The following is a 26,056-nucleotide window of genomic DNA, read 5'->3' as shown; positions in this document are numbered from 1 at the left end:
AAGCCAAACCATATAGAGGGATTACCATATGAAATCAGGAAGCAATTTGGAAAAAATATTGCGCGCCGGTCATTTCGCCTTCACCGGAGAACTGGGGCCGCCCCGCGGATCCAACGTGGAGGCGGTTCGGGATAAGGCCAAGCACCTGGTCGGCAAGGTCGATGCCGTCAATATCACCGACAACCAGACCGCCATGGTGCGCATGTCCAGCTGGGCGGCCTCGCTGATCGCCATCGAAGAGGGGCTCGAGCCCAATTACCAGATGGTCTGCCGGGATCGCAACCGGTTGGCCATGCAGGCCGACATCCTCGGTGCCTCGGCCATGGGCATCCGCAACATGCTCTGCCTCTCCGGCGACCATCAGCAATTCGGCGACCATCCCCAGTCCAAGGGCGTCTTCGACATCGACTCCACCCAACTGATCGGCACCGTCAAAAAAATGCGCGACGAATCCAAGTTCCTCGGCGGCGCCGACATCGACGGTCCCCCCCAAATTTTCATCGGCGGCGCGGCCAACCCCTTTGCCGAGCCCCACGAATGGCGCGTCCATCGCCTGGCCAAGAAAGTCGCCGCCGGCGTCGATTTCGTCCAGACCCAGTGCATCTTCAACATGGAAAGAATGCGCCAGTGGGTCAAGGAAGCCGTTGACATGGGACTCACCGAGAAGGTCTACATCCTGGCCGGCGTCACGCCCATGAAGAGTGTCGGTATGGCGCGCTACATGCAGATGAAGGTGCCCGGCATGGATGTGCCCAATGAAATCATCAAACGCCTCCAGGGCGTGGATAAGAAAAAGGTCGCCGACGAAGGCATCAAGATCGCCTGCGAACAAATCGAGGAGTTCAAGGAGATGAAGGGCGTCGCCGGTGTTCATCTCATGGCCATCGAGTGGGAACACAAGGTGCCGGAAATCACCGAACGGGCAAACGTCCTGCCCAGGCCCGTGGTCTGATCAGCACCGACCATCCATTGTCAACCAACGATCACTAAAGGAGTTTTCACGTGAGTACTGAATCGAAAAAAGTCATGGTCATTGGGGGCGGGATCGCCGGTTTGACGGCAGCCTGGGAACTGGCCGGCCTTGGCGCACAAGTTGCGCTCGTGGAAAAGGCCGACTTTCTCGGCGGGCACGCCATCCAATACGCCTGCAAGGCCACGGACGAATGCCGCCAGTGCGGTGCTTGTGCCGTGGAGAAAATGCTCAAGAATGTGGTTAACGAGCCGGCCATTTCCGTGCATCTGGCCACCGAGGTGACCGGAATCAACAAAAACGGCAATTTCAAGGTCAGCCTGAAAAAGGCCGACGCGGCCAAAGACGCCAGTGCCTGTGAGGGGGGCTACACAGCCGATCCGGCGGGTTGTACGGCGGTCAAGGGCTACTCCCTGAACAACGCCAAATTCTACAACGCCGACGGCAGCCTCAACCCAGAGACCACCGGCAAGGCGGACGACCTGGAAGTGGATGCCGTGGTCGTCGCCAGCGGCTTCACCCCCTTCGATCCCAACAAAAAATCCACCTATCGCTATAACGAACTGAAAAACGTCATCAGCGGTCTGGATCTGGAACAAGGCAAGCGCGCCAATGGCAAGGTGTTGCGGCCGTCGGACGGTCAGCCCCCCAAGAAGGTCGCCTTCATTCAGTGCGTGGGCAGCCGCGACGAACGTCTGGGCAACCTGTGGTGCAGCCAGGTCTGCTGTCCCTATGCCCTGAGAACCGCCCAGTCCATGAAACACAAGGACCCGGAACTGGATATCACCATTTTCTACATGGACATCCAGAACACGGGCAACGACTTTCCCGTCTTCTACCAGAAGTGCAAAGACGAGATGAAGTTCGTGCGCACCATTCCCGTGGATATGTACGAGACCGAAGACGATCGCATTCGCACCCGCTTCATGGCTTCCGAAGGCAGCAGTGAAGCGATCGAGGACATCTTCGATCTGGTCGTATTGTCCGTCGGTATCATGCCGTCGGCTGACAACGCGGCCCTGGCCGAGGCCACCGGGGCGCCGCTGGGCGGTGACGGTTTCTTTGCCTGTGCCGACAGCATGAACCGGGTGACCACCGGTCAGCCGGGCGTATTCGTGGCCGGTACCGCATCGGGACCGAAAACCATTGCCGAATCCATCGTCCATGCAGGTCAGTCTGCCGGCGAAGTGATGAAATATCTGGGGAGGGCCTCATGACACAACAGACGCAAATGGAAACCATCAAGCTGTCGACCGACGTTCTGGTGGTCGGTGCCGGCATGACCGGCGTGAAAGCCGCCACCGAGATAGCCGCCAACGGCTACAATGTGGTCCTGATCGACGGCGGCGCGCCCGCCGACACCGCTATCGCCGATGTCGAGGGTGACGAACAGGCTGCCCTGGACGCGCTTCTGGAAACGGCCAAGCATCGGACAAGATCGAAATGCTCGCCGCCACCCGCATGGATGGTGCCGCCGGCGTCCCCGGAGATTTCCGGGTATGGCTGTCAGGCAACGAGGACATCGTCGAGAAATCCGTGGGCGCCATCGTGGTGGCCTCGGAACTGGTCTCCTGCCCGATGAACGACGCCTACGGGCTGACCCTGTCCGACACCGTGCTCAGCCAGAGTCAGCTGGAAGCGGCCCTTAAAAGCAACCCGGCCGCCTTCGCCGGCAAATCCATCGCCTTTCTCATGGGCCTGGCCCAGGATGGCAACCCCCTGGTGCTGGAGCGGGTTTTGAAGAGTGTTCTGGCCCTGGAAAACCAGGCCGATACGAGCGCCTATGTGATCGCCGGCGACCTCAAGGTGGCCGAGGACGGTCTCGAGCGTCTCTATCTGGAGTGCCGCGACAAGGGCGCCATGTACATCAAACTGACCGCCCAACCCACCGTCGCCCAGGAGGGCAGCGCCCTTTCCATCACCTATGACGACCCGGTCCTGCAACGGCCGGTGGAATTGGTGCCGGATATCATCGTGGTCGAAGAGGCCATCGGTGCCGACGACGTCAATGCGGCCCTGGCCGACATGCTCAAGATCGATATGGGGTCCATGGGCTTCTTACAGACCGACAACGTGCACCGCTATCCGGTTTCAACCAACCGCGAGGGCATCTTCGTGGTCGGTGGCAGCCGTCGGGTGAAAAAACGTTACGGCGCCCTGATGGATGCGGAAAATGCCGCCCTACGGGTCCGCGGGCTGTTGGGCGACGGCACCATCGATGTGCCGACCGACAAGGCCGTTATCGACACGGGCAAATGCACCTTCTGTCTCACCTGCTACCGCTGCTGCCCCCACGGGGCGATCTACTGGGCCGCGGAAAACAAGCCGGTGATTTCCAAGGTGGCCTGCCAGGGCTGCGGCATCTGCGCCTCCGAATGTCCCATGGATGCCATCCAGATCGGTGACTACAACGACACCGCCATGATCGAGACGGTCGGCCAGTCGGCCACCGCCAAGACCGGCGACGCCCCCACGATCGTGGCCTTCTGCTGCCAGAACAGCGGGTTGGAAGCCGCCAAGATGGCCGAATCCTTCGGCATGCCGTTGCCCGCCGGCCTGAAGACCGTTACCGTGCCCTGTGCCGGCAAGGTGGATATCGACTACATCATGCACGCCCTGGCCGAAGGCGCCGACGGCGTGGTGATCATGGCCTGCCACAATGGCAACTGCAAATCCGAGCGGGGCAGCCTGTATGCCGCTGGCGTGCCGCCAACGCCCAGGAAATGCTGGCCGCCATCGGGGTCGAGAAAGAGCGCATCTGCTTCGCCACCACAGCCTCCAACATGGGCGCTGATTTTTCCACCATCCTGATGGACATGGAAGCCCAATTGAAAGCCAAATAGTCCGTTCATCCCCAAGCAACCCAAAGCGCCCCGCCGGCATCATGGCGGGGGCGTTTCCTGTCTTCGCACCAACGAACGACCGCGTTTCCGGTGATCCGACCTTAATTGGGGTGTTGTGCCGACGGGCAAACGGTCACTGACGGGTCGATTTTTTCCTTGTAATTTACCGTCTATTCATCAATAAAAGACTTACTTGATAATTTTTATCAAAATGGTAATGTCGTTGGTAAACCAATAACGGAGGAATTAACAGTATGGCTGATGAAGCGATCAAGCTCGGCGGTAAGAAGCGATCCGTTTTCATCGACAAGGTCAAGGAGATCCTCCCGAGGGGGGTAACCTGAACTTGTGCCTGACCTGTGGCGCCTGTTCTTCAGGATGTCCGGCAACGGGTCTGGAGGGAATGGATCCCCGAAAATTTTTGCGTATGGCGGCTCTGGGCATGGACGAGGAAGTCCTGAGCACCAAATGGGTCTGGATGTGCAGCATGTGCCAGCGCTGCATCTACGTTTGCCCCATGAAGATCGACATCCCGCAGCTGGTCTTCAACGCCCGCGCCAGCTGGCCCCGTGACCAGCGGCCCAAGGGCATCCTCGGTTCCTGTGATGTGGCCCTGCGCAACGATACCTGCAGCGCCATGGGTGCCACGGAAGAAGACTTCCAGTTCGTGGTCGAAGATGTGCTGGAAGAATACCGCGAGGCCCAGCCGGAATTCGCGGAGATGAAAGCCCCGGTGAACAAACAGAACGCCGAATTCTTCCTCAATCAGAACTCCCGCGAGCCGGTCACCGAACCGGACGAGATGGTCCCTCTGTGGAAGATCCTGCACCTCGCCGGCGCCGACTGGACCTACGGCACCAAGGCTGGGCAGCTGAGAACTACTGCATGTTCCTGGGTGACGACGAAAGCTGGAAACACATTGTCGAGGTGAAGAAAAAGGCCGTGGAGGACCTGGGCTGCAAGGTCTGGCTCAATACGGAGTGAGGGCACGAACTCTTTGCAGTCCGGGCCGGACTGAAAAAATTCAAGCTCGAACCCAATTTCGAAATCAAAAGCATCATTCAATACTACGCCCAGTGGATCCGCGAAGGGAGGCTGAAACCCAGCTCCGAATGGAACAAGGATCGTCAGATCAAGTTCACCGTCCAGGATCCCTGCCAGCTGGTACGCAAGACCTTCGGCGACCCCGTGGCCGAGGACCTGCGTTTCGTGGTCAAGGCCGCGGTTGGCGAGGAAAACTTCGTCGACATGTATCCCAACCGATCCAACAACTTCTGCTGCGGCGGCGGTGGTGGCTTCCTGCAGTCCGGATTCCCGGACGAACGGCGGGCCTACGGCAAGCTCAAGACCGACCAGATCCTGGCCACCAAGGCGCCCTACTGCATCACGCCGTGCCACAACTGCCATGCCCAGGTCCATGACCTGAGCGACCAAGCCGGCCACGCGTGGCAGACCGTTCACCTGTGGACGATCCTGTGCCTCTCCCTGGGCATTCTCGGTCCCAACGAGCGTGCCTACCTGGGCGAGGATCTCGTGGATGTGGATGTCTTCCATCCCGAATCATCCAACATGTAAAGCAGCCAACACCGGCTCCCGCAAAGGGAGCCGGTTTTCCTTCCCAGCCCGTCACTAGCCCCCTTGTGCCGGAGCATGTTATACACCGGAGACCAATCGCCCCCATTTTCTTCTTTGTATGATTCTTTGTTCCTGCTGCTGCTTTCGTTTTGCCGCCGCTTCCACCGTTGAGACCAACCGATCCATATCGCAAGGCTTCATCAGGTAATCAAAGGCGCCCATCTTCATTCCCTCGATTGCGGATTCCACCGTAGCGTGACCGGTGAGCATGATGACTTCCAAGAGGGGATATTTTCTTTTAATCACCTTTAAGGCCGCCATACCGTCCATCACCGGCATTTTGATATCTAAAATAATGGCCTCGATTGCACTATTTTTTTTTATGCGGTCCAAGGCGTCCTTTCCGTTAAATGCCGGAACGACATCTATTCCTCTTTTCATCAACCGCTTCGCCATGGTATCGACAAAGGCTTTTTCATCATCTATAAAAAGGACCTTTACGGTAGTCATGTTCAATCTCCTTTTGATACGTGTGAAAGCCCCCTTGCCGATTGCCCGCTCGAAATTGATTTCAGCTCCCAATCGTCGCAAATCCAGGCAGCGAGAATGAGTTTTTCCATTACTCCGCGAGCAGGACCACACGTACCTGGAGATTGATGAACAACGCAAAACAGTGGCTAAGGTCATGATGGATGTGGCGGTGGTGGCTGACAACAATCGATAGTGTTGCGAAGCAAGTCATATGCCAGGCGAAAAACTTTTTAAAATACTTCAAAAATAATAAATTTCATTCAATATCTGCATGATCGGCTGACCTCTTCTGACAAGCGGGCCCGTGAGGTGTCAGAAAATTTTACAGAATGTAAAAAAAATGTGGCGTTATGCCGAGTCTCCGGAATCAATCAAACGGACGGGAAAAGGTGCCCACATACATTTCGTCAACTAATGGAAAAGACACGTTCTTTGGTTGCCGCAAGACGGCAGGGGACTTATTTGTATCCGCGTTCAATTTCTTAGGAAGTATACATAATCCCGTCTATCACGACATTGCATGATTATTGGGATAAATCAGAACACTGTTCGCCAGTTCCTTGAAAAAGCCGTTGATATCGCCTTTTTTGTGCTTGCTGCGATGGGAGTCCCCCTCCCTGCGCCTGGTGGGCCCCCAAGGCCAGCCGCAAAGCCATTTCCCACATTCCTTCGTGCATTTCAGGTACTGCCGAGCCCCAACGAAAGTAATTGGAAGGCCAGCCAATGAATCCTTTGCATGAGAACATAACCGCGTTAAATTTTTCATAGTGATCCTGATTGTTCTCTACTTCACAGGAGAACAGATATTTGTGAGCTTTTTTCCAACAGGGTCAATATTTGGTTCAAATAAGGCAGGAATATTTCTGATTTATGGTTATGATGTATAGTAAATGGTTTGTTCCATCAGTTTTTGTATTGCTTTTAGTTTTCATACCGACAGCCTATGCTGCCTATGACCATGGTGGAGTGGACACCGACTCACCTAACTTTTTATCTGCCTATCCGGATATGGCCGGAACCAAACTCGATAGCTGTGTGCTGTGTCACGCCAATGGCCAATACGAAAAAAAGACAGATGTTTGGGTCACATTGGGCAGTTGCCAATGGTGCCACTATTCCTTCGGGTATGATGCATCCGGCGATATTGACACGACGTTAAACCAGTTTGGAAAAGATTACCGGAGCGCCGGACAAAATGAAGACGCCTTTGACATTATCAAAAATTTGGATTCAGATGGCGATGGGTATACAAACGCACAGGAAATTGCCGCGTTACGTTTTCCTGGGGATGCCAATGACGACCCTACCAAGGTGCCTGCTCCTTACCGGGTGTACACACTCGATGATTTAGAAAGCATGCCGCCACACAAGCAGTTCATGCTGATGAACACACACAAGTCAGGTGATTTCTACGCGGAATACAGCGGAGTGACCATGTCTCAGGTACTAAGCGATGCCGGCATACTACCGGAAGCCCAAAGCATTAATGTTTATGCGCCTGACGGTTGGTCCCAGTATCATCCTTTGGAGCTGGACCCAGATCCATTATTTTATCATGTCTATGGAACATATCCGGCGGCCACATTCTATTACCATGAAGAGGCGGATCAAGAAAATACTGATTATGGATGGTGCGATTACTCTTCCCCCCCTTGTGGTGATTATTCACCCGAAGCACCAATCGACGTTGAAAATGGGCTTCAACTTATGCTCGCCTTTAAAAGAGACGGCGTGTATCTGAAACCTGGCATATTGAATACTGATAATAAACTCGATGGAGAAGGCCCGTTCAGGGTAGTGCCGCCTCAAAAAGTGGTTGGGCCACCGGATCAGGCCTCCAACTCGGATATGCAGGATGTCATATGGCCGTTTGATGATAATGCCGATCACAATGCAGGTTTTGCCACACGTACGGCCACCATGATCCGTGTCGACCCGCTGCCCGAGGGGACAACTGCAATCGATACGCTAGAGGCCGGCTGGAATTATGTGGATCAGAACAAAATCATTGTTTACGGGGCGATTGACCCGCTACCAACGATTGAAGAAAAAATAAACAATCTTGTTATGGAGATCGAGGCGGCAGATAATGATCTCTTTAAACAACCCAATGCCAAGCGGGTGATAACCTCAAAGTTGAATGTGGTCAAAAAAATAATTCGAAATCAAGAGTACAATGATGCCCTGAATAAAATAGAAAATGACTTGCTTTCAAAAATAGATGGTTGCAAGGATTTCGAGGTCTCGGACAAAAACGACTGGATTACGGATTGTGAGCTTCAATCCAAAATCTATTGGGGCGTGCATGAAATAATGGTGTTGCTTCAGATTATTGCATAACGATTTTCTTTTTCAAATAGAGCAGCCGTTTTAATGCAAAAAGCCCGGTGGTTGATCCGCTGGGCTTTTTTGTTTGCCCGCCATGCCGGGCAAACAAAAAACGGGCGGGGAAATCCCCGCCCGTTCGTTATTGCTTGCTAAGAAAAACGCCTTATCAGGCGGCCTTGGAGACCTTCACGGCGCACACCTTGAATTCCGGAATCCCGGAGACGGGATCCAGCGCGGCGTTGGTCAGCCTGTTGGCAGCCGCCTTGGCAAAATGGAAGGGAATGAACACCGTCCCGTCCACGGCCTTGGGTGATACATGCACCCGGGCGCAGATTTCGCCGCGCCGGGAAGCGATGGTCACCTGATCGCCATCGGCGATTCCCAGGCCGACGGCATCGCCCTGGGTGATCTCCACAAAGGACTCCGGCGAGCGTTCGTTGAGACCGTCGGATTTCATGGTCATGGTGCCGGTGTGGTAGTGGTAGAGCACGCGACCCGTGGTCAGGTAAAGCGGGTAATCGTCGTCGGCCTGCTCGGCCGGTGCGATCCAGTCGATGGCGTGGAACAAGCCCTTACCCCGGGTGAACTGGGCCCCGTGCAGGATCGGCGTGCCGGGGTGTTCCGGCGTGGGACACGGCCAGTGGATGCCCTCGTTGGCGATACGCGCATAGCTGATCCCCGCGTAGGAGGGCGTCAGGCTGGCCAGTTCGGTAAAAACAGCCTCGCTGTCCGGGTAGGTCATGGCGTAGCCCATGCGGCTGCCGATCTCGCAGGTGATCTGCCAGTCGTCCTTGGACAGCCCCGGCGGATTGACCGCCTGGCGGACACGCTGCACACGCCGTTCGGTATTGGAGAAGGTGCCGTCCTTTTCGGCAAAACACTTGGAGGGCAACACCACGTCGGCCATGCGGGCGGTTTCGGTGAGGAAAATGTCCTGCACCACGAGAAAATCGAGATGCTCGAAACAGTGCGCGGCGTGGTTCAGGTCGGGATCGGAGACCAGCGGATTCTCGCCGATAATATACATGGCCTTGATCTCACCGGTCCCGGCCTTGGGTACCATGTCGGTAACCTTGAGGCCCGGTGTGGTGGGAAGACCGGTCACGTTCCAGGCGGCCTCCATGCGTTTGATGGCATCGAGATTGTTTACCGGCTGGTAGCCGGTGAGCACGTTGGGCAGGCCGCCCATGTCGCAGGCGCTGGACGTTGTTCTGGCCGCGCAGGGGATTCACCCCGCCGCCGCGGATGCCCATGTTGCCGCACAGCATGGCCAGATTGGCCAGGGATTTGACGTTGTCCGTGCCGGTGGTGTGCTGGGTGATGCCCATGCAGTAGACAATACTGCCGGCCGGTGCCTTGGCGTAGAGCCGCGCCGCCGCGACCAGTTGATCGGCGGGAATACCGGTAATCGACTCCACGTAGGCCGGCGAGTACTTCTCCACGACGGCTTTCATGGCCTCGAAATTCTCGGTGCGCGCTTCCACGAATGTTTTATCGTGGAGGCCTTCCTTGATGATCACGTGCATCATGCCGTTGATCCAGGCCACGTCCGTGCCCAGGTTGGGCCGGATCCAGTGCTCGGCGAACTCGGTCATCTTGATACGTCGCGGATCCACGACGATGAGTTTGGCCCCCCGGCGGGTGACCGCACGTTTGAGAAAAGTAGAAAGCACGGGATGGTTCTCGGTGGTGTTGGAGCCCGCCAACAAGATCACATCGGCTTCCTCGATATCGGCGATGGTGTTGGTCATCGCGCCACTTCCGAATGCTGCGGCCAGACCGGCCACTGTGGAGCTGTGTCAAAGTCGGGCGCAATGGTCGATATTGTTCGTTTTCAGCACCGCCCGGGTAAATTTATGGGCGATGTAGTTCTCCTCGTTGGTGACGCGCGCCGAGGTGAGCACGCCGATGCTGCCGCCGCCATGGGTGTCGCGGATGGTTTTGAGCCGCTGGGCCACCAGATCGAGGGCTTCGTCCCAACTGGCCTTGCGGAACTCGCCGTTCTCCTTGATCAGGGGATCGGTCAGGCGCTCGGGGCTGCCGATGAAATTGTAGCCAAAGCGTCCCTTGACGCACAGGCTGCCGTGGTTGGGCGCCTCGTCCACGCCGCTGACCTTGACCACCTGGTTGTCGCGCACATGCAAGTTGATCTGACAGCCCACGCCGCAGTAACTGCAGGTGGTACGGACCTTTTCGGTTTCCCAGGGGCGCACCTGGTAGCGAACGTCCTTCTCCACCAGGGCCCCCACCGGACAGGCCTGCACGCACTCGCCGCAAAACACGCAATCCGAGTCTTTCAGCGGACGATCACCGGCGGCGATGATCTTGGCGCTGGCGCCGCGGTAGCCGAAACGGATCGCATTGTTCACCTGCACCTCGTTGCAAGCCTGAACACAGCGACCGCAAAGGATACAGCGGGAAAAATCACGCACGATGAAGGGATTGACGGTCTCCATGGGAAACTTGGTCGGCGTACCCTTGAGCCTTCACCGGTCACCTGGTAGCGGTAAGCCAAATCCTGGAGGCGGCAATCACCCCATACGGGACAGAGGGCGTCACTGGCGTCGCCCTTTTCGACACCCAGTTGGAACTCGGTAAAATCGCCATCATCCCGGCCACGAATGGCACAGTTGTGATTTCCCGAGGAGAGCATCAATCGCAGGATTTCCTTGCGCGCGGCCACGACTTGCGGGGATTCCGTGCGCACCACCATGTTGGCGGTGGCCGGCGTGGAACAGGCTGTCAGAAGGGTGGATGCCCCTTCCACCTCCACCACGCAAATCCGGCATGCACCGGTCGGTGTCGCCCCCTTGAGATGGCACAGGGTGGGGATATCGATATCCCCCCGGCGGGCAACATCAAGGATGGTCTCCCCCGGTTCGAAGGGCAACTCGTTACCGTTGATCACCATCAGGTTCTTCAATTCCATAAGCAGGGCTCCTTTGGCAAGGGTCCGATATAAGCACGTGGGTGAGGATTACACTGGTTTTATCAAGCCTTTTTTCCTATAGAGAAAAAGCGCTTTTGTCAATCCGCGAATCATTATCGGGCGAGATAAATGGTAGACAGCGCGCCATGCATTATGTATCAATATAGCGACATGTCGCCAAATCGATACACCCATTCACCCCGGCGGCATGGATCAGCTTCGCCATGGTCAACCACGCTCCCCACAGGAGTTCTGACATGCCGGCGTCTAAATCCAAAGCGCTTCAGTCCATTCAGGATCAACTGGAACTGTTTCAACTGATTTTCGACAGCATTCACAACGGGGCGATCGTGACCGATGCCAATGGCATCGTCACCCACCTGAACAAAGCCTATGCCGACTTTCTGGGCGTCTCCGTGGCCGACTGCATCGGCAAGCACTGCACCGAGCTGGTGGAGAGCAGCCGCATGCATATCGTCGCCCGCACCGGACGGCCCGAAATCAATCACATGCAGATGATCCGCGGACAGAACATCGTCGTCTATCGGTTCCCCATAAAAAGAGAAGGCCGGGTAATCGCCGTATTCGGCCTGGTCATGTTCCAGGATGTGGGCGAAATGGTCAAGCTGGCCAAACGGATGCACGCGCTGGAATCCCAGCTCAAACGCTACAAGGAAAAACAGGTCAGCCTGCGCTCGACCCATTACACGCTGGAGAGCATCATCGGCAGCAGCCGGGCGATCACCGACTTGAAGCAGGACGCCTGATGGCGGCCACCAACGACTATCCGGTACTGATTGCCGGTGAGAGCGGCACGGGCAAGGAACTTTTCGCCCAGGGCATTCACCACGCCAGCCCCCGGTCGGTCCACCCGTTCGTCCAGATCAATTGCGCCGCGATTCCCAAGGACCTCCTCGAAGCCGAACTCTTCGGCTACGAGCGCGGCGCTTTCACCGGTGCCCGCTCGGCCGGCAAACCCGGCAAATTCGAACTGGCCAACAAGGGGTCGATCTTCCTGGACGAAATCGGCGATCTGCCCCTTGAAATGCAGCCCAAGCTGCTGCGCGTCCTGGAGGGAAAAGTGTTCGAACGGGTTGGCGGCAACACGGTCATCCAGTCGGATTTCAGGCTCATCGCCGCCACCAACCAAAACCTGGACCGGTTGATCGAAACGGGCCGTTTCCGCCGTGATCTGTACTATCGGCTCAACGTCATTTCACTCACGATCCCGCCCCTGAAAACCCGCCCCGAGGACATCGTTCCCATTGCCCGGCACCTCTTGCGGCGGGCGTCCCCACGGACCGACGGCCGCAAGATCGGGCTCAGTCCGGCGGCTATCGACGCCTTGCAGGGCTACGCGTGGCCGGGCAATGTACGCGAACTTTCCAATATCCTGGACCGGGCCATGGCGACCATGACCGGTGAAATGATCGAACCGGCGGATCTGGCTTTCACGCGCCGGAAAAAGCCGGCCGGTTCCGCCGATCCGGGCACGATCGCCATGCGCCAGCTTCAGGCCGACACGGAGAAAAACGCCATTCTAAAGGCCCTTAAGCAGACGGGCAACAACAAGGCCCGGGCCGCCAGCCTGTTGGGGATTCACCGCACCCTGCTCTACAAGAAGATGAAAAAGCACGCCATCGATCTAAACGGCAAGGGTTGACTGTATCCCGATTGATACACCGCGGAAAGCCATTTTCCTTGTATCTGCGGCAAGCTCGGACAATCGCTCAACTTAGGATCTATCTATCGTGCAGCGCCCTGCGGGCCTCATCCCGGCTCTCGTAGATGTGCGGCGCCACGCCCCGCCGCTCCAACTCGTCGCCAAGCTTCATGCGCAAAAAGGTGCTGGTCGTGTAGCGGGTGACGCTTTCATAAAAACCGGCCGCGTGTTTTACCATTTCCACGTATTCATCGACCAAGTGCGGAGAGACATTGAAATTGTCGTAGTTGGCGATCGTATGGACCTTTTTGTCCTGAAAGGCCAGTGCGTCATCCACGATTTGGCGCATCCGTTGAACATCCTCGCTGCTTTTGATGTAATAATTTTCCAGGTTGATGAAAAAGGTGTTGTCGGCGGCGTTATAGGTAAAGCGTTCTTCGAGGGGGATGGTCAACAGATCCTCCTTGATGCCCATGCGACCGAAACGGAAAATCCGCTCGTCCATAAGCTTGGGCGGCTGACGCATGATGGGTTTGAAATCCATCAAGGCCAGGATCTGGGACTCCAGGTCGATCCCGGGAGCGATCTCGATCAGTTCCAAGCCTTCGTCACACAGGGAAAAGACGCAGCGCTCGGTGATGTACAGCACCCGCTGCCGGTGTGCGGCGGCATACGTGCCGCTGAAGGTTTTTTGTTCCACCTGCCGGACAAATTTCTTCTGCCGGCCTTCGTGATCGATGCGCAGCCGCCCCTCGTCCACGAAAAGGTTCAAGTCGCCGGCGGTGAACATCCCCAGGAAACAGACCGTCTTGGCATTCTGGCTGATGTCGATGAAACCGCCCGGCCCGGTAAAGCGCGGCCCAAAACGGCTCACGTTGACGTTGCCCTCGGCGTCGGTTTCAGCCATGCCCAAAAAGGCGATGTCGAGCCCGCCGCCGTCGTAGAAATCGAACTGATAGTTCTCCGTGATCAGGGCGTCGACGTTGATGCCCGCGCCGAAATCCAGCCCGCCCATGGGAAGCCCGCCGATGATGCCCGACTCCGCCGTCAGGGTGCAGTATTCCAGAATCCGCTCTTCATTGGCCACCCGCGAGACCCCTTCGGGCATGCCGATGCCCAGGTTGACGATGCTGTTGGGCTTGAGTTCGAAGGCGGCGCGCCGGGCGATGATCTTGCGGCCGTCCAAGGGCAGCGGCGGCACCCCCTGCATGGGCACCCGGTGTTCGCAACTGAAAGCCGCGCTGTAGGGCTCACCAAAGGTCTGCCAATGGTTTTCGGGCTTGGCCACGACCACGCAATCCACCAGAATGCCGGGGATGATCACCTCACGGGCATTGAGCGTTCCCCGGTCGGCCAACCGTTCGACCTGTACGATCACCACTCCGCCGGAGTTGCGGGCGGCCTGGGCCATGCTCAGGGCGTCGAGGACCATGGACTCCTTTTCCATGGTGATATTGCCGTCCGGATCCGCCGTGGTGCCGCGCAGGAAAGCCACATGGATGGGAAAGGATTTATAGAGGAGGTAATCCTGCCCGTCGACGGTCATCAGCTGAATGAGATCTTCGCCGGTGGATTTGGTGAGCTCGTTGAGCTTGCCCCCGTCCTCCCGCGGATCGATAAACGTGCCGAGGCCCACATGGGTCAGGTTGCCCGGCTTGCCGGCGGCGATATCGCGATAGAGTTGGGTCACGGCACCCATGGGCACGTTGTAGGCCAGGATCTTGTCCTCATTGACCAGGCTGCCCAATCCCGGCGTGAGTCCCGTATGCCCGCAGATGATTCTTCCCACCAGGCCTTCGAGGGCAAGATGGTTCAAGCCCTTGGTCTTGCCGTCCCCCTGCCCCGCCGGATAGGTCAGGGTCAGGTTCCGCGGCCGACCGGTTTTCAGGAACCGCTCCTTGAGGGCGATGGCCAGTTCCTCGGCGAACCCGGCGCCGACGAATCCGGCGGTCACAATGGTGTCATCATCCCGGATCAGCTCGATGGCCTCCTCGGCACTGACGATTTTTCCTTTCTTCATCCGCATGGCCGCAATGGGGTCGACCATGGGGTGATGGATATCGATGAGATGCTGCTTGCCGATCAGGGATGGGGCTCTTTGGAAACGTGAAGCCGTTTTCCGGTTGGGTCGGTTGCTGAGATAGGGAATTCTTTTTCCATGACAACGCTCCTCATAGGGTTAAATTCACATGCGGGGCGAATGGATCCGCAACACAGGCACGCGCCCGCACAAAAATGGGTTCAGCGACAGGGGTGATCGTTATTGCGCTGCAAAAAGTTAGCAATTCCCATACCGTTTCCCCGGGTGTAAGGATTCGTTTGCCATGGCCAGCGGGTAACAACTGCCGCTTGACCGGCGTGAGCGACGCGCGTATGAGCTTATGAAAGCGTCCCGAGGGGGAGGAACGATAACGGCGGGACCGGATGCAAGGCGTGCAGGACAAGCGAACAACAAGGGAGAAGAAAAGATGCGAAATGCCATGAACCGTTGGCTGGCCATGCTCCTGGGTGTGGTATTCTTCCTGGGGCCGGCTCCGGTGGGATGCCAAGCCGCCGCACCCACCGGGCAGGCAACGCTTCAACAACTGACCAACTGGCTGGCCACCCACCGGGGGAAGGCCTCCGGGTTGCCGCTGAGCCATGTGGGCGATAAACGGTTCACGAATTGGTGTTTCACCTACGATGCCGCCGTAACCGCCCTGGCCTGGGTCGCCCTGAAGCGCACCGACGAGGCCCGGCGGATCATCGATTTTTACATCTCCACGGCCCACGCTCATCGTCTGGGCGGAATCATCGAAGCGGTGAGCGCCGTGCCCCCCTACGACGGGAAGGACTGGTCGGTACGTAGCGGCGCCAACCTGTGGCTGGGCTTGGCCGCCTACCGTCTGTACAAGGCGACCGCCGAACCCCGCTACCTGGCCTTCGCCACCCGGCTGGGCGATTTTGCTCGCGGGCTGCAACAAAACGGCGGCATCCGCCTGGGACCGTCCGGCGACCCCGCTTCGGCCGTGGACCAGCACTTCGGCTATGATCCGGCCATGCCCGCCTATGCCGACGTTTTCTCCACCGAAGCCACCATCGACGCCTTTGCCCTTTTCCACCAGTTGCAAAGCGAGCCCAAAGGAAAACGCTTTCGCCAAGCCGCCGAGGCGTGTCTGGATTGGCTGCGACGGGTGGCCTGGAATCCCGTGGACAAGCGCTTCAACCGGGGATTCCAGCGATCGCCCGACTATTCGGTGGCCAGCGACGTACAGGCCTGGGGCATTTCGGCCCTGGGCCTCTCCCGGCTGGACAACATCGAAAGGGCGCCGCGGAAGGCATGATCCGCTTCGTGGTGGCGCACTGCCAGTCCCGCGTGGCCTACACCCGGCCGGACGGGATCACCGTCCAGGTGGTGGGCATCGATTTCGTGGACCACGGCGCCCGCGCTGAGCTGAAGCGGCCCCCACTGGTATCACCGGAATGGACCTTTCAGTTGGCCAACGCATATTTGCGGTTGGCCGATGATTTTACTCGGCGGGGAAACACGGAAAAGGCGCAGCATTACACCCGGCAACGGGAAATGCTGATCGACGGGATAATGGCCATGGCAACGATCCGGAACAATGCCGCCGGACTGCCCTACGCCAGCCTCGACGATGCCGCCATCGGCCACGAAAACCGAACGCCGGCCAAGGGCAACCTGAGCACCATCGGTGTGGCCTACGGTATCCTGGCGCTGACAGGGTATGATCCGCTGAGGGCGGCCGGCGAATAATAGTTTAGTGAATGGTTGGCCGGTCGTTATCCCCCCGCTTCTTCCCATCAATGACGGTAAATTTGGTCCGATGGCGCCGCTGCCGGAATTCGAAGTATTTCCATTGCCACCAGTTGATGTCCAGCCATTGAGTGGGTGAACGGAAATGGAGCCAGGCCAGGGCGATCCCGCCCAGGTGATAGGCGCCGTAGGGATTGGTGCGCGCCAGGAAGGTCAATGCGGTGATGATCACGGTGCCGTAGCTGATGTATTTGGCCTTGATAGGCAACACGAACATCAACAGCACGGTGGTTTCGGGCTGCAGCAGGCCGAAGACGACGATCAGGGCCAGCAGGCTGGGCATCATGCCGGCATAGGGAATCCCCACGCCGACCAGAAGATTGAAGAGCAAACCGGCGATGGCCGCCCCCACGGCGGCAGCAACGTATAGGCGCAGAAATCCCCGCGTACCCAAGGCCGATTCGACGGTGCCGGCAAAAAAGTAGAAAACCAGGCAGTCGAGCAGAAAACTGATGGGCGAGCCCGGATCGTGGATCAAGGGGTGGGTGATCAGTTGCCAGGGATAAAAGCCCCCACTGCCGGGGGTGCCGAGGGCCAGCCAACCGAAAATGGGAATCCCCAGCCATTTTTCGCCGATGAGTTCCAGGACGTAGACCCCCGCGTACATCATCAGCATGATCTTGCCGAGGCGGGTCAAGGGGATATTGAATCCAATGGGGCTGCGCTGTCCGTATGCTAACATAGTGATACCGTCTTTCCGATGCGGGTTGGGGTAAAAAACTTTATACTGGCACCACGCGTGTTTTCATGGGTTGGCGATGGCATCCAATCCGTGGGCGGCATAAATTTCGGCCACCTCAGGGGTAAACAGAAAATCGAGGCAGGCCCGGCCCCATTGCCCGCCGTCGCCGATCAGGCCGGCATGGATCGAAGTGCCGCTATTTTCCATATCGCCCGCAGGGGCTTCCAGTTTAATCATTTCGAAAACATCCGGGAAAATACGAACGTAGCGCAAAGCCAGATGGTAGTAAACCACGGCGACATCGGCAAGACCGGCGGCCACGGCTTCCGGCGCCTCGCGGTGATGGATGGCCATTCCGAAACAGATCTTGGCGCTGTCCTGGGGCGCATCCAGAAAAGTCAGATCAACCGCCGCACGGCGCCCAGGGTTTTCAAGGCAGCCACATACCCTTGATAACTGACCGTTTCCGTTTTCGGATGGGACAAAAACAGGCGCACATCCGCGCGCGCCAGATCCCCCACCCAGTTGATCCCCTTGGGGTTGCCGGCGGGAACCAAAAGGGCGATGCCCCGGTTCCGCATGAAAGGCCAGTGCGCCGTCATTCGCCCCTCGGCGACCAGGGTGTCCAATACATGGGACGGGCTAACAAAAAGGTGAGGAACCGCCGACAGAACAAAATTGCCGATTTTCAGGCGGCCATGACGTAGCAGGCGCAGGATCGGACCGGGCGGTGTGGTGGCGTAGAAGATGTCACCCACCTGGGGGAAACGTTCCTTGAACAATCGCAGACTCGGCATCAAGGCCATGTGATGGTTGCCGTCGGAGAAAACCACCAGTTGCGCTGCCTGGGGATCGCCATGGAAATCGAGGATCCGGTTCGACCCGGGGGCTGACCAAGTGTCCACCGGAGCATCGTCCCACACGCCCTCTTCGGGCCAGTTCAATGTTTTCATAGTTCCGATTCTGCATTCACGGGAATTTAGTCAATGCTAAATGTCAATTAACAGAATACCTCCATTTGACATTTTTAATTGGACATTTGACATTCGTCAGATCGCCGCGGGGCAAGGCATCAAATATAATCCCCCTGTCCTCCCCCGGCTATTTTCGCCAGATCGCCGCCTTGAAATAGACCATCAAGCCGACCAGGCCGCCGATGATGCCGCCGGCGAAATCGGCCAGCAGATCGAAGCCGTCGGCCTGCCGGGCCGCCACGAAGGCTTGGTGCAGCTCGTCGCTGGCACCGAAAAGGGTCGCGAACAGGACGCTGGCCACAAGGATCATGAGGGGCGATCGCCATGCCGGCCGGGTCATCCGGCAGGCCCGGAATACGAGATAGGCCAAAAAGGCGTAGGCCGAGAGGTGCAGCAGTTTGTCCTTGAGCGGGAACGACGGGCCGATATCCGGCGAGGCAAAGCAGGACTGGATGAAGATGGCCAGGCAAAGCAGCACCACCGGCAGCCAGGCATACAGATGAACGCGCGAAATCGTTCGCATGGAATTCAACGCCATCCTGAAAAAGGCAATCGGCCCGCCCATGGAAAATCCGGAGCCGGGCCGATTGAATGATTTTATCATCAGAGCCAATTGCTTTTTGAAATTGGCTCATCCGCTTATTTGTCGAACAGGTCCAACGCCAGCCGCCGTTCGGCCACATGGGCGGTCACCTTCTGCATGAACTGCTCCATGGGAATGCCGTAACGCACCGTGCCGTCCAGGGTTCGCACCGAAACCGTTCCGGCGTCCTGCTCCTTGGCGCCGCAGGTGAGGATCAGCGGCGTCTTGGCCAATTGGGCCTCGCGGACCTTGCGGTTGAGACTTTCCGTGCGATCGTCCACCTCGACCCGCAGGCCGGCATCGCGCAAGGTGTTGGCCACCTCTTCGGCAAAGGGCGTCAGATCGTCGTTGATGGGCAGGATCGCCGCCTGCACCGGGGCCAGCCACAGCGGGAACTTGCCCTCGAAATGCTCGATGAGAATTCCCAAAAAGCGCTCGATGGAACCGAACACCGTGCGGTGCAACATGATCGGTCGGTGCTTTTCGTTGTCCCGGCCCACATAGGTGAGGTCGAAGCGCTCGGGCAGGCTCATGTCCAGCTGAATGGTGCCGCACTGCCAGGTGCGTCCCAGGGCATCCTTGATGTGCAGGTCGATCTTGGGGCCGTAGAAGGCGCCGTCGCCCTCGTTGATGCGGTACTCCTTGCCATAGGCGTCCAGGGCCGAACGCAGCCCGTTGGTGGCGGTTTCCCACTGTGCGTCGGAACCGATGGACTTCTCCGGCCGGTGGAGAGTTCCAGATGGAAATCCAGGCCGAACTTGCTGTACACCTTTTCCTCCAGGCGCAACAGGTCGAGAATCTCGGCCTGGATCTGCTCGGGCATCATGAACAGGTGCGCATCGTCCTGGTGGAAGGCGCGTACCCGGAACAGGCCGTTGAGCACTCCGGAGAGTTCGTGGCGATGCACCAGGCCGATCTCGGCCGCGCGGATGGGCAGCTCACGGTAGGAGTGCGGCCGGGTGCTGTAGAGCAGCATGCCACCGGGGCAGTTCATGGGCTTGATGGCGTAGGCCTGTCCGTCCACCTCGGTGGTGTACATGTTCTCGCGGTAGTTCTCCCAGTGGCCGCTTTTCTCCCACAGGGTGCGCTGGAGAATGATCGGCGTCTTGGTCTCCACATAGCCGGCCGCCCGATGGGCGTCGCGCCAGAAATCCAGGAGCGCGTTCCACACATCCATGCCCTTGGGATGGAAGAAGGCCATGCCCGGCGCGTCGTCATGGAAGCTGAACAGATCCATGGCCGCGCCGATCTTGCGGTGGTTGCGCTTCTTGGCCTCCTCGAGAAAATTGAGATAGGCCTTGAGCTGCTTCTTGTCAAAAAAGGCCGTGCCGTAAATGCGCTGGAGCTGGGCCTTGGACTGGTCCGCGCGCCAGTAGGCACCGGAAACGCGCATCAGTTTGACCGCGCGCACGAAACCCGTATGGGGCACATGCGGCCCCCGGCACAGGTCGGTGAAATCACCCTGCTTGTAAAAGGAGATCGTGCCGTCGGCCAGGTCGGTGATCATCTCGGTCTTGTAGGGTTCGTCCTTATAGAAATCCAGGGCCTCGGCCTTGCTGACCTCATGGCGCTCGATGGGAATTTTCCCCTTGATGATACGGTTCATCTCGGCTTCGATCCGGGGAAAGGCCTCCTCGGAAAGCGGCGGCATGTCGATGTCGTAATAAAACCCGTCCTCCACCACCGGACCGATGGTCAGCTTGGCCTCCGGGTAGAGTTTCATCACGGCCTGGGCCATGACGTGGGCGGCGCTGTGGCGCATGATCTCCAGCGCCTCGGGATCCCGCGTGGTGATCAAACGGATCGCTGCATCCTGTTGGATCGGCCGGTTCAGGTCCACCAGTTGGCCGTCCAGTTCCATGGCCACGCAATCCCGGGCCAGGCCTTCGGAGATGCTTTTGGCCACGGCCAGGCCCGTGGGATAATCGTCAAAGGGTTTTCGACTTCCATCGGGAAGTGTGATATGTACCATTTTTTTCAACTGCCTTCCATTAGGCGAGGGTGGGTCGCATGATACTTGGTTGCCCAACAATTTATTGATAAAAAGATAACTTAGGGAAAGTAAGGAAAAACCCTTGTCCGGTCAAGTAAAAAATAGGGACGCTGTGTGCACGCCGAATTACCGCCTCATCCGAACCTCGGACGAACTTGCCACGTTCGCCAATAAAATCGGCCAGGAGACATTCCTGGCCGTTGATCTGGAGGCGGACTCCATGTTCCATTACCAGGAAAAAGTATGCCTGGTTCAGCTGGCCGGCAATGGCGAAAATGTGGTCATCGACCCCTTGGACGTCACCGATCTTTCCCCCCTGGCACCCATCTTCGCGGACCCCGGGATCTGCAAGGTGTTCCATGGCGCCGATTACGACGTGCGCTCCCTGTTCCGGGATTTTTCCATCGAGATCCACAATCTCTTCGATACCCAACTGGCCAGCATGTTCCTCGGTGAGAAAGAGACCAGCCTGGGGGCGGTGGTCAACCAGCGTTTCGGCATCCAACTGGACAAACGCTACCAGAAAAAAGATTGGTCCCAGCGCCCGCTTCCCGACGAAATGATCGAATACGCCGCCTCGGATGTGGTCTATCTGGTACCCCTGGCCCGGCAGTTGATGGACGAACTCGGCGCCAAGGGACGGCTGGCATGGGTTGAGGAGGAGTGCGCGCACCTGGCCGCGGTTCGGCCGGTGGAGAACGGCGATGATCCCCTCTTTCTGCGTTTTCGCGGTGCCGGCCGCCTGCAGCGGCGCAATTTGGCGGCCCTGGAGGGGCTGCTGCAGTATCGCCGGGAACTGGCCATGAAAAAGGACCGGCCCCTGTTCAAGGTCTTCGCCAACACCGCCCTGCTCAAGATCGCCAGCGAGATGGCCGACACCCCCCAGGCCATGGAAACCGGCCATTGCCTGAGCCCCAAACAGATCCGCATTCACGGCAAGCCCCTGGGCGACATCGTCAAGCAGGCCAAGGCCCTGCCCGCCGATCAACTGCCCATCTATCCACGCAAGCGGCGGCCGTCCGTCCACCCCGCCGTCCCCGACCGGGTCAAGGCCATCAAGGAGTGGCGGGACGCCATTGCCGAAGATCTTCAGTTGGACCCGGCGCTCTTGTTCAACAAAGCCTGATCACCGCCATTGCCGTCCACCGGCCGGCGGATACACCCGCGCTGCAAAAGATCGAGGGGATCCGCAACTGGCAGGTAAACGCCTTTGGCACGGAGCTGGTGCGGTTGATCGCCACGCTACGCTGAGCCATGCCTTGACCTTTCCGGCAAACCCCATCCCAACGCTGCCATCCCGCGCGGGCCTTACCGGTGGTTACGATCTGCTCTAATTACGATCTACGCCCTCGGGCGGTCTGCCGAACGGTACGCGGCACCAGCCAACCGCTTTTGGTGATGCTGAAAACGATGCCGAACACCATGAGCAGCATCATGAAAACAAGATGGGAGATGTCGTTGAACATCGTGAAATTGGGTGAGAAGACGACATCCGGCAGGTTTTTCAAGGTCCTGAAAATACCGGTCACGACGATGGCGGCCAACAGGAAAATGCGGACATAGGCGGCCTTGCTCAACGCATGGGACCTGCGGAACAATCCCCAATAGGTCACGATCACGTAAGCAAAGAGGGCAAAAAGGATAATCGCGCCCAGATAATGCAGGTAATGGGTGACATAAAATTTACCCGTCCACCCCAGGCCGGGAATATCGGCGATGTAATAGCGTTTGAAGATCGGCATCTGGCCAAACCCGGTCAGCCCCATCATGAAGAGCAGGAAGAGATAGACCGGCTTGAGGACTTTCTGTTCGATATATGGCGTGGGATATTGCTTGGGTGCATCAGGCTTCATGATTATCCTCCGGGGGCTCGTCCGCATGCTTGGCGGCCTTGATCACACGACTCACACCGGCGGCAATACCGGCAAATGGGGCAATCAGCATGGCTTTGGCCATATTGTCGGCGTGGGCCATCTGATCTTCAACCGGATCGAAGTGCGGTTTCCCCGGCCCCTTGTGGATGGCCTGGTTCAGGGTGTCGAAGGGAACCGGCGATAAATAGATCGTGTTCGTGCCGCCGTTTTCCTTTTCACCGTAAATATAGGCCCCTTCCTCACGCGCGATACGATGGGCCTCGGCCAAAATTTCCGAACGCGGACCGATGGTCTGCACCTCTTCCGGGCACTGTTCGATGCAGGCCGGCAACTCGCCCTGGGCAATGCGGTTGTAGCATCGGTCGCATTTGTACATGACCCCGTTGCCGGCAAAGCTGGGCAGCAAATCCAGATAGAGCCCGACACCGGTCTGCCGCTGGGGGATATCCCAGGGACAGACGACCTGGCACTTGCGCCCTCCCAGGCAGATATCCGAATCGATCAGGGTGATGCCATTTTCCAGCTTGCGGGCGGCCCCCCAGGGACAAAGGTCCGCGCAAGGCGGATTCTGGCAGTGCATGCACCGCCGGGGAAAAGAGATTTCCTTTTCTTCGCCATCGACGACGACCGTGGCCCACTGGATGAACAGCCAGTTGTAGGGGGTCAGGCGGTCGCGCACCTCCCGTTTGTCTTCTTCCGACCAGTCGGCCACCTTTACCCGGCTGGGATACATCTTGGGAAACGGTTTCTCCGGCTCGGGGTATTTGGCCGCGTTGACCTCCCGGCACGCCTCGACGCAGGCCTCACATCCGACACACTTGCGGATGTCGATCAGGGTTGCCAATTCACCGTCACTTTGTGGTTTGGCGGCCGCCGGCAGGGGAACCTGGCTGGCGCAGGCAGCGCCGGCCGTCGCGAGCCCGGTCTTAAGAAACGCTCTTCTCGACAAAAGTGCCATACAAAATGCCTCCTCTTTTTGCTTTGGCACTTTGGATACAATAAAATCGGATCGGTTACAATTTTTAGGCGCCCAGAACGGAATCCGGCCGGCGACAGGAAAGCGTGTCACCGGCCAGATTCTCATGGATTGCTCACTTGATCCCGAGGGGACGTTTTGAAACCAGGCTTATAGTTTTTCAAAAAACCACAGCGCCATAAAAATGATACCGGCGACAACGGCCAGTTTCAGGCCGGAAACGATTTGTTCGCGCAGGGTATAGGTCTTGGGTGAGCTATCAATTTCAGGTTTTACGGAAGACACCTTGCCGGCGTCGGCCGATTTGACAGGGTGATTTTGCATAAGGCCTCCATTGCTCAACGAAAACAGGATCACCACGGCAATTTTGCCGCCGTGGGGGATAAACAATGTCCAGTGGGTTTAAACGTTGGGCGTAAGGCAAGGAGGCGCCCGGATGACAATCGCCGTTTGCGCCGCGTAAGAGGCAAGGCGATCAACCCGTTCGGTTATAAAGAAGAGGCGTGCCCGGCTCGGATCAACGGTTGCCGGTGAGGAAATCAGGACGTCTTGGAAAAAGCTGTTGGGAGATGGGAAACAGGTTCGCTGATCAAGGATCGAAGCGTCAAACTCTCCCATGAGGGCCGGTGCCAGGCGAACCAAATGCAGGTCGCTTTCGGCACGCTGTCCCAACAGGGGGTCAAGGGCAGCAAGGCCCAATGAAAGGCAAAGCACCACCAGCAGGGAAATGACCGGTCGGAATATCTTCTTTGCCTTTGGCATCATACGGTTCCCGCACATAAAATGAGGGGCACTACGGAACAACTCAGACCTTTTACCACTGAAATAGTACGCTTTCGCGCGCACTTGTCAATTGCGAATTTATTCTTGATCTTTGGCTCAAAATCGTCTTTTTTAGGTGCGGTCCTCAGTTCAAAGTTTCAGATGATTCATCATGGATATGATTCTCGAAATAACGAGAACGCCTTTTTGTTTAGTTTTCTGTGCCAGTAACCACGATCAACAAAGAGGTCTGCTCCTGACCCAAATGTAAATCAATGAGTCAAGGGCAGACCCCTTTTTTCGGCCGTCTAATCCATGATAAGAGGCGCCTCGGGCCGCGAGATGCAAGCTATGGAGTCGCTACGCGGCGCAAAGCCCGCCTATCAACTCCATGGAACGGCCGTTATGGCTTAAGGAGAAAATAAATGGCAACTGAGAATATATACGTAACAATCATTGCATCAGTTATTTCTGGAATTGCCGGTGTTATTATATCTACTATCTTTTACATACGTCATGAAAAACGAAAAGACAAATTAGAAACACTTCGAAGATTCATGGGGAATAGATACGATCTGGTGGGCGATGAATTTTCAAGAGCTATAAACGAAGTTTTTGTGGTTTTAAAAAATCTAAGAAAGTTATGAAAGCACTGTCAGTATATCATCAGAGAGTAACAGAACGGCAAAGTTCGGAAGATGAATTAATAAAACTATTCAAAGCAATGTGTGATGATGTTTCACTACCATATAGTGAATTTAATGATTCATTTTTTCTTAGACCATTTAACACAAGAGCAACATCTACCATAGCAAAACAATAAACCCGACTGGGCGATAAAACGCCGCCCAGCCGGTTATCGTGTCGTTGGGCCGACAAAATGCGTAGGAGGACACTATGAAACCAATTACGCTTCTCGCTACTTTCTCTATAGACGAGTTCCACGACCTCTGCACTGCCATCGTCAAGAGTCATATTGCTGCGCACGACCTGGCTAATCCTATGCACTACACGTGCTCTTTGTCCCCGGCCATTAATGTTACCGAGGACTGTGTGAAATGGCGCGTTATAGAGGGGTACACGTTCACCTACAACATCATGTCGCATGACGCCACCCCGAGCGGCAATGTAGCCTGCATGGTAAACCACGTCTTCTTGTTTCAGACTCACTACTTCGAGGTGCAACCGACAACTCAACAGGGCTGTCTTTCCCTGCTTGAAGAAACTCTTTTAGGTAGTCTGGATATAGTTTTTCGTCACATATCGCGTACCGACAACCGTTCCGATTACCAGACGTTGATTACGTTTTTCTCTCAAATCTGGGGGAGTTAGTAGGGAGTTAGGGACGACCCTAATTAACTAAATAATTTTGCGTAATCCCCAATCTATGCTATTTTGAATTCATGCCACGCTTAGCTCGATTGGATGCCCCGGGGATTCTGCATCATGTGATCATCCGGGGGATCGAACGCAAAAATATCTTTAAAGACACAGCCGACAAGGAGAATCTGACTGAACGGCTATCGCGTTTAATTCCGGAAACCCAGACGCTTTGC

Annotated in this window: 22 protein-coding genes and 4 pseudogenes; 15 read left to right on the top strand and 11 right to left on the bottom strand. The window is 57.1% G+C overall.

The window, feature by feature from the left end:
• Window positions 1–28 precede the first annotated feature (28 nt).
• The 5 genes and pseudogenes from JCM12296_RS12755 (at window position 29) to JCM12296_RS36325 (ending at window position 5,388) form a co-directional block, all read left to right on the top strand.
• Window positions 29–952, top strand: coding sequence for a methylenetetrahydrofolate reductase (locus JCM12296_RS12755; protein ID WP_054693473.1), 924 nt, complete (start codon window positions 29–31; stop codon window positions 950–952).
• A gap of 50 nt (window positions 953–1,002) precedes the next feature.
• Complete coding sequence (locus JCM12296_RS12750) at window positions 1,003–2,187, top strand: FAD-dependent oxidoreductase (RefSeq protein WP_083456102.1); 1,185 nt, start codon at window positions 1,003–1,005, stop codon at window positions 2,185–2,187.
• Entirely contained in the window at window positions 2,184–2,552 is a 369-nt protein-coding gene (locus tag JCM12296_RS44410; protein WP_246804241.1) for an FAD-binding protein, read from the top strand. The genes JCM12296_RS12750 and JCM12296_RS44410 overlap by 4 nt, the downstream gene beginning before the upstream one ends.
• Window positions 2,549–3,813 (top strand): annotated as a pseudogene (locus JCM12296_RS49030) (hydrogenase iron-sulfur subunit). The gene JCM12296_RS44410 and the pseudogene JCM12296_RS49030 overlap by 4 nt, the downstream one beginning before the upstream one ends.
• A 254-nt stretch (window positions 3,814–4,067) precedes the next feature.
• A pseudogene (locus JCM12296_RS36325) lies at window positions 4,068–5,388 on the top strand ((Fe-S)-binding protein).
• 78 nt (window positions 5,389–5,466) lie between these two features.
• Here JCM12296_RS36325 and JCM12296_RS12730 read toward each other — a convergent pair.
• Window positions 5,467–5,898: a response regulator gene (locus JCM12296_RS12730; RefSeq protein WP_054693482.1), complete on the bottom strand. Its 432-nt coding sequence runs from the start codon at window positions 5,896–5,898 to the stop codon at window positions 5,467–5,469.
• Window positions 5,899–6,789: 891 nt separating this feature from the next.
• Between JCM12296_RS12730 and JCM12296_RS12720 the strand changes: the two genes are divergently transcribed.
• Complete coding sequence (locus JCM12296_RS12720; protein WP_054693456.1) at window positions 6,790–8,259, top strand: GEGP motif-containing diheme protein; 1,470 nt, start codon at window positions 6,790–6,792, stop codon at window positions 8,257–8,259.
• A gap of 154 nt (window positions 8,260–8,413) precedes the next feature.
• Here JCM12296_RS12720 and fdhF read toward each other — a convergent pair.
• Window positions 8,414–11,176, bottom strand: a pseudogene (gene fdhF, locus JCM12296_RS36320) (formate dehydrogenase subunit alpha).
• A 257-nt stretch (window positions 11,177–11,433) separates the two neighbouring features.
• Here fdhF and JCM12296_RS44400 point away from each other — a divergent pair.
• Window positions 11,434–11,943 carry a PAS domain-containing protein gene (locus tag JCM12296_RS44400; protein ID WP_246804238.1) on the top strand — a complete coding sequence of 170 codons (510 nt, stop codon included), beginning with the start codon at window positions 11,434–11,436 and terminating at the stop codon, window positions 11,941–11,943.
• Window positions 11,943–12,839 carry a sigma-54 interaction domain-containing protein gene (locus JCM12296_RS44395; protein WP_246804236.1) on the top strand — a complete coding sequence of 299 codons (897 nt, stop codon included), beginning with the start codon at window positions 11,943–11,945 and terminating at the stop codon, window positions 12,837–12,839. Before JCM12296_RS44400 ends, JCM12296_RS44395 begins: the two co-directional genes overlap by 1 nt.
• A gap of 79 nt (window positions 12,840–12,918) precedes the next feature.
• On the opposite strand, the gene JCM12296_RS12700 is transcribed toward JCM12296_RS44395, so the two are convergent.
• Window positions 12,919–14,886 carry an acyl CoA:acetate/3-ketoacid CoA transferase gene (locus JCM12296_RS12700; RefSeq protein ID WP_054693453.1) on the bottom strand — a complete coding sequence of 656 codons (1,968 nt, stop codon included), beginning with the start codon at window positions 14,884–14,886 and terminating at the stop codon, window positions 12,919–12,921.
• A gap of 421 nt (window positions 14,887–15,307) precedes the next feature.
• On the opposite strand from JCM12296_RS12700, the gene JCM12296_RS12695 reads away from it, so the two are divergent.
• Window positions 15,308–16,162, top strand: coding sequence for a hypothetical protein (locus JCM12296_RS12695; protein WP_054693450.1), 855 nt, complete (start codon window positions 15,308–15,310; stop codon window positions 16,160–16,162).
• Window positions 16,159–16,596 (top strand): hypothetical protein, encoded by a 438-nt coding sequence (locus JCM12296_RS12690; protein ID WP_054693447.1) that lies wholly within the window; start codon window positions 16,159–16,161, stop codon window positions 16,594–16,596. The genes JCM12296_RS12695 and JCM12296_RS12690 overlap by 4 nt, the downstream gene beginning before the upstream one ends.
• A gap of 4 nt (window positions 16,597–16,600) precedes the next feature.
• Here the strand turns inward: JCM12296_RS12690 and JCM12296_RS12685 are convergent, their stop codons facing one another.
• The 5 genes and pseudogenes from JCM12296_RS12685 to thrS all read right to left on the bottom strand — a co-directional run bounded on the left by JCM12296_RS12685 (window position 16,601) and on the right by thrS (window position 20,867).
• On the bottom strand, window positions 16,601–17,338 hold the full coding sequence (locus JCM12296_RS12685; protein WP_054693444.1) for a rhomboid family intramembrane serine protease: 738 nt from the start codon (window positions 17,336–17,338) through the stop codon (window positions 16,601–16,603).
• Window positions 17,339–17,401: 63 nt separating this feature from the next.
• Complete coding sequence (locus JCM12296_RS12680; protein WP_054693440.1) at window positions 17,402–17,692, bottom strand: type 2 periplasmic-binding domain-containing protein; 291 nt, start codon at window positions 17,690–17,692, stop codon at window positions 17,402–17,404.
• A 44-nt stretch (window positions 17,693–17,736) separates the two neighbouring features.
• The gene (locus tag JCM12296_RS12675) at window positions 17,737–18,291 is read right to left on the bottom strand and encodes a molybdate ABC transporter substrate-binding protein (RefSeq protein WP_054693435.1); all 555 of its coding nucleotides are present in this window, start codon (window positions 18,289–18,291) and stop codon (window positions 17,737–17,739) included.
• A 148-nt stretch (window positions 18,292–18,439) separates the two neighbouring features.
• Window positions 18,440–18,835, bottom strand: coding sequence for a VanZ family protein (locus JCM12296_RS12670; protein ID WP_172683883.1), 396 nt, complete (start codon window positions 18,833–18,835; stop codon window positions 18,440–18,442).
• A 116-nt stretch (window positions 18,836–18,951) separates the two neighbouring features.
• A pseudogene (gene thrS / locus JCM12296_RS12665) lies at window positions 18,952–20,867 on the bottom strand (threonine--tRNA ligase).
• Between the two features lie 103 nt (window positions 20,868–20,970).
• On the opposite strand from thrS, the gene JCM12296_RS12660 reads away from it, so the two are divergent.
• Entirely contained in the window at window positions 20,971–22,014 is a 1,044-nt protein-coding gene (locus JCM12296_RS12660; RefSeq protein ID WP_054693429.1) for a ribonuclease D, read from the top strand.
• Window positions 21,951–22,139, top strand: a complete 189-nt coding sequence (locus JCM12296_RS50450) for an HRDC domain-containing protein (protein ID WP_172683882.1) — start codon at window positions 21,951–21,953, stop codon at window positions 22,137–22,139. The genes JCM12296_RS12660 and JCM12296_RS50450 overlap by 64 nt, the downstream gene beginning before the upstream one ends.
• 83 nt (window positions 22,140–22,222) lie before the next feature.
• Here the strand turns inward: JCM12296_RS50450 and JCM12296_RS38230 are convergent, their stop codons facing one another.
• The 3 genes from JCM12296_RS38230 to JCM12296_RS12645 form a co-directional block, all read right to left on the bottom strand.
• Complete coding sequence (locus tag JCM12296_RS38230; protein ID WP_054693426.1) at window positions 22,223–22,741, bottom strand: hypothetical protein; 519 nt, start codon at window positions 22,739–22,741, stop codon at window positions 22,223–22,225.
• Window positions 22,731–23,720 carry a 4Fe-4S dicluster domain-containing protein gene (locus tag JCM12296_RS12650; protein WP_054693423.1) on the bottom strand — a complete coding sequence of 330 codons (990 nt, stop codon included), beginning with the start codon at window positions 23,718–23,720 and terminating at the stop codon, window positions 22,731–22,733. The genes JCM12296_RS38230 and JCM12296_RS12650 overlap by 11 nt, the downstream gene beginning before the upstream one ends.
• A gap of 168 nt (window positions 23,721–23,888) precedes the next feature.
• Window positions 23,889–24,128: a hypothetical protein gene (locus tag JCM12296_RS12645; protein WP_054693420.1), complete on the bottom strand. Its 240-nt coding sequence runs from the start codon at window positions 24,126–24,128 to the stop codon at window positions 23,889–23,891.
• Between the two features lie 159 nt (window positions 24,129–24,287).
• Between JCM12296_RS12645 and JCM12296_RS41785 the strand changes: the two genes are divergently transcribed.
• From JCM12296_RS41785 to JCM12296_RS12630, 3 genes are all read left to right on the top strand, one after another.
• Window positions 24,288–24,440, top strand: coding sequence for a hypothetical protein (locus JCM12296_RS41785; RefSeq protein WP_218188068.1), 153 nt, complete (start codon window positions 24,288–24,290; stop codon window positions 24,438–24,440).
• A 485-nt stretch (window positions 24,441–24,925) separates the two neighbouring features.
• Complete coding sequence (locus JCM12296_RS12635) at window positions 24,926–25,147, top strand: DUF6680 family protein (RefSeq protein WP_054693415.1); 222 nt, start codon at window positions 24,926–24,928, stop codon at window positions 25,145–25,147.
• Window positions 25,148–25,397: 250 nt separating this feature from the next.
• On the top strand, window positions 25,398–25,832 hold the full coding sequence (locus JCM12296_RS12630; protein ID WP_054693413.1) for a hypothetical protein: 435 nt from the start codon (window positions 25,398–25,400) through the stop codon (window positions 25,830–25,832).
• Window positions 25,833–26,056: the final 224 nt, after the last annotated feature.

It is taken from the genome of Desulfosarcina cetonica JCM 12296, assembly GCF_001311845.1.
GTDB lineage: Bacteria > Desulfobacterota > Desulfobacteria > Desulfobacterales > Desulfosarcinaceae > Desulfosarcina > Desulfosarcina cetonica.
The sequence above is the reverse complement of the archived record's forward strand: the minus strand, read 5'-3'. Positions and strand labels throughout refer to the sequence as shown.

What these genes read in the sequence shown, in the direction of transcription:
- JCM12296_RS12755 (WP_054693473.1), top strand. Translation starts at nt 29, where the DNA reads ATGAAATCAGGAAGCAATTTGGAAAAAATATTGCGCGCCGGTCATTTC.
- JCM12296_RS44410 (WP_246804241.1), top strand. Translation starts at nt 2,184, where the DNA reads ATGACACAACAGACGCAAATGGAAACCATCAAGCTGTCGACCGACGTT.
- JCM12296_RS12730 (WP_054693482.1), bottom strand. Translation starts at nt 5,898, where the DNA reads ATGACTACCGTAAAGGTCCTTTTTATAGATGATGAAAAAGCCTTTGTC.
- JCM12296_RS12720 (WP_054693456.1), top strand. Translation starts at nt 6,790, where the DNA reads ATGGTTATGATGTATAGTAAATGGTTTGTTCCATCAGTTTTTGTATTG.
- JCM12296_RS44400 (WP_246804238.1), top strand. Translation starts at nt 11,434, where the DNA reads ATGCCGGCGTCTAAATCCAAAGCGCTTCAGTCCATTCAGGATCAACTG.
- JCM12296_RS44395 (WP_246804236.1), top strand. Translation starts at nt 11,943, where the DNA reads ATGGCGGCCACCAACGACTATCCGGTACTGATTGCCGGTGAGAGCGGC.
- JCM12296_RS12700 (WP_054693453.1), bottom strand. Translation starts at nt 14,886, where the DNA reads ATGGTCGACCCCATTGCGGCCATGCGGATGAAGAAAGGAAAAATCGTC.
- JCM12296_RS12695 (WP_054693450.1), top strand. Translation starts at nt 15,308, where the DNA reads ATGCGAAATGCCATGAACCGTTGGCTGGCCATGCTCCTGGGTGTGGTA.
- JCM12296_RS12690 (WP_054693447.1), top strand. Translation starts at nt 16,159, where the DNA reads ATGATCCGCTTCGTGGTGGCGCACTGCCAGTCCCGCGTGGCCTACACC.
- JCM12296_RS12685 (WP_054693444.1), bottom strand. Translation starts at nt 17,338, where the DNA reads ATGTTAGCATACGGACAGCGCAGCCCCATTGGATTCAATATCCCCTTG.
- JCM12296_RS12680 (WP_054693440.1), bottom strand. Translation starts at nt 17,692, where the DNA reads ATGGCCATCCATCACCGCGAGGCGCCGGAAGCCGTGGCCGCCGGTCTT.
- JCM12296_RS12675 (WP_054693435.1), bottom strand. Translation starts at nt 18,291, where the DNA reads ATGAAAACATTGAACTGGCCCGAAGAGGGCGTGTGGGACGATGCTCCG.
- JCM12296_RS12670 (WP_172683883.1), bottom strand. Translation starts at nt 18,835, where the DNA reads ATGCGAACGATTTCGCGCGTTCATCTGTATGCCTGGCTGCCGGTGGTG.
- JCM12296_RS38230 (WP_054693426.1), bottom strand. Translation starts at nt 22,741, where the DNA reads ATGAAGCCTGATGCACCCAAGCAATATCCCACGCCATATATCGAACAG.
- JCM12296_RS12650 (WP_054693423.1), bottom strand. Translation starts at nt 23,720, where the DNA reads ATGGCACTTTTGTCGAGAAGAGCGTTTCTTAAGACCGGGCTCGCGACG.
- JCM12296_RS12635 (WP_054693415.1), top strand. Translation starts at nt 24,926, where the DNA reads ATGGCAACTGAGAATATATACGTAACAATCATTGCATCAGTTATTTCT.
- JCM12296_RS12630 (WP_054693413.1), top strand. Translation starts at nt 25,398, where the DNA reads ATGAAACCAATTACGCTTCTCGCTACTTTCTCTATAGACGAGTTCCAC.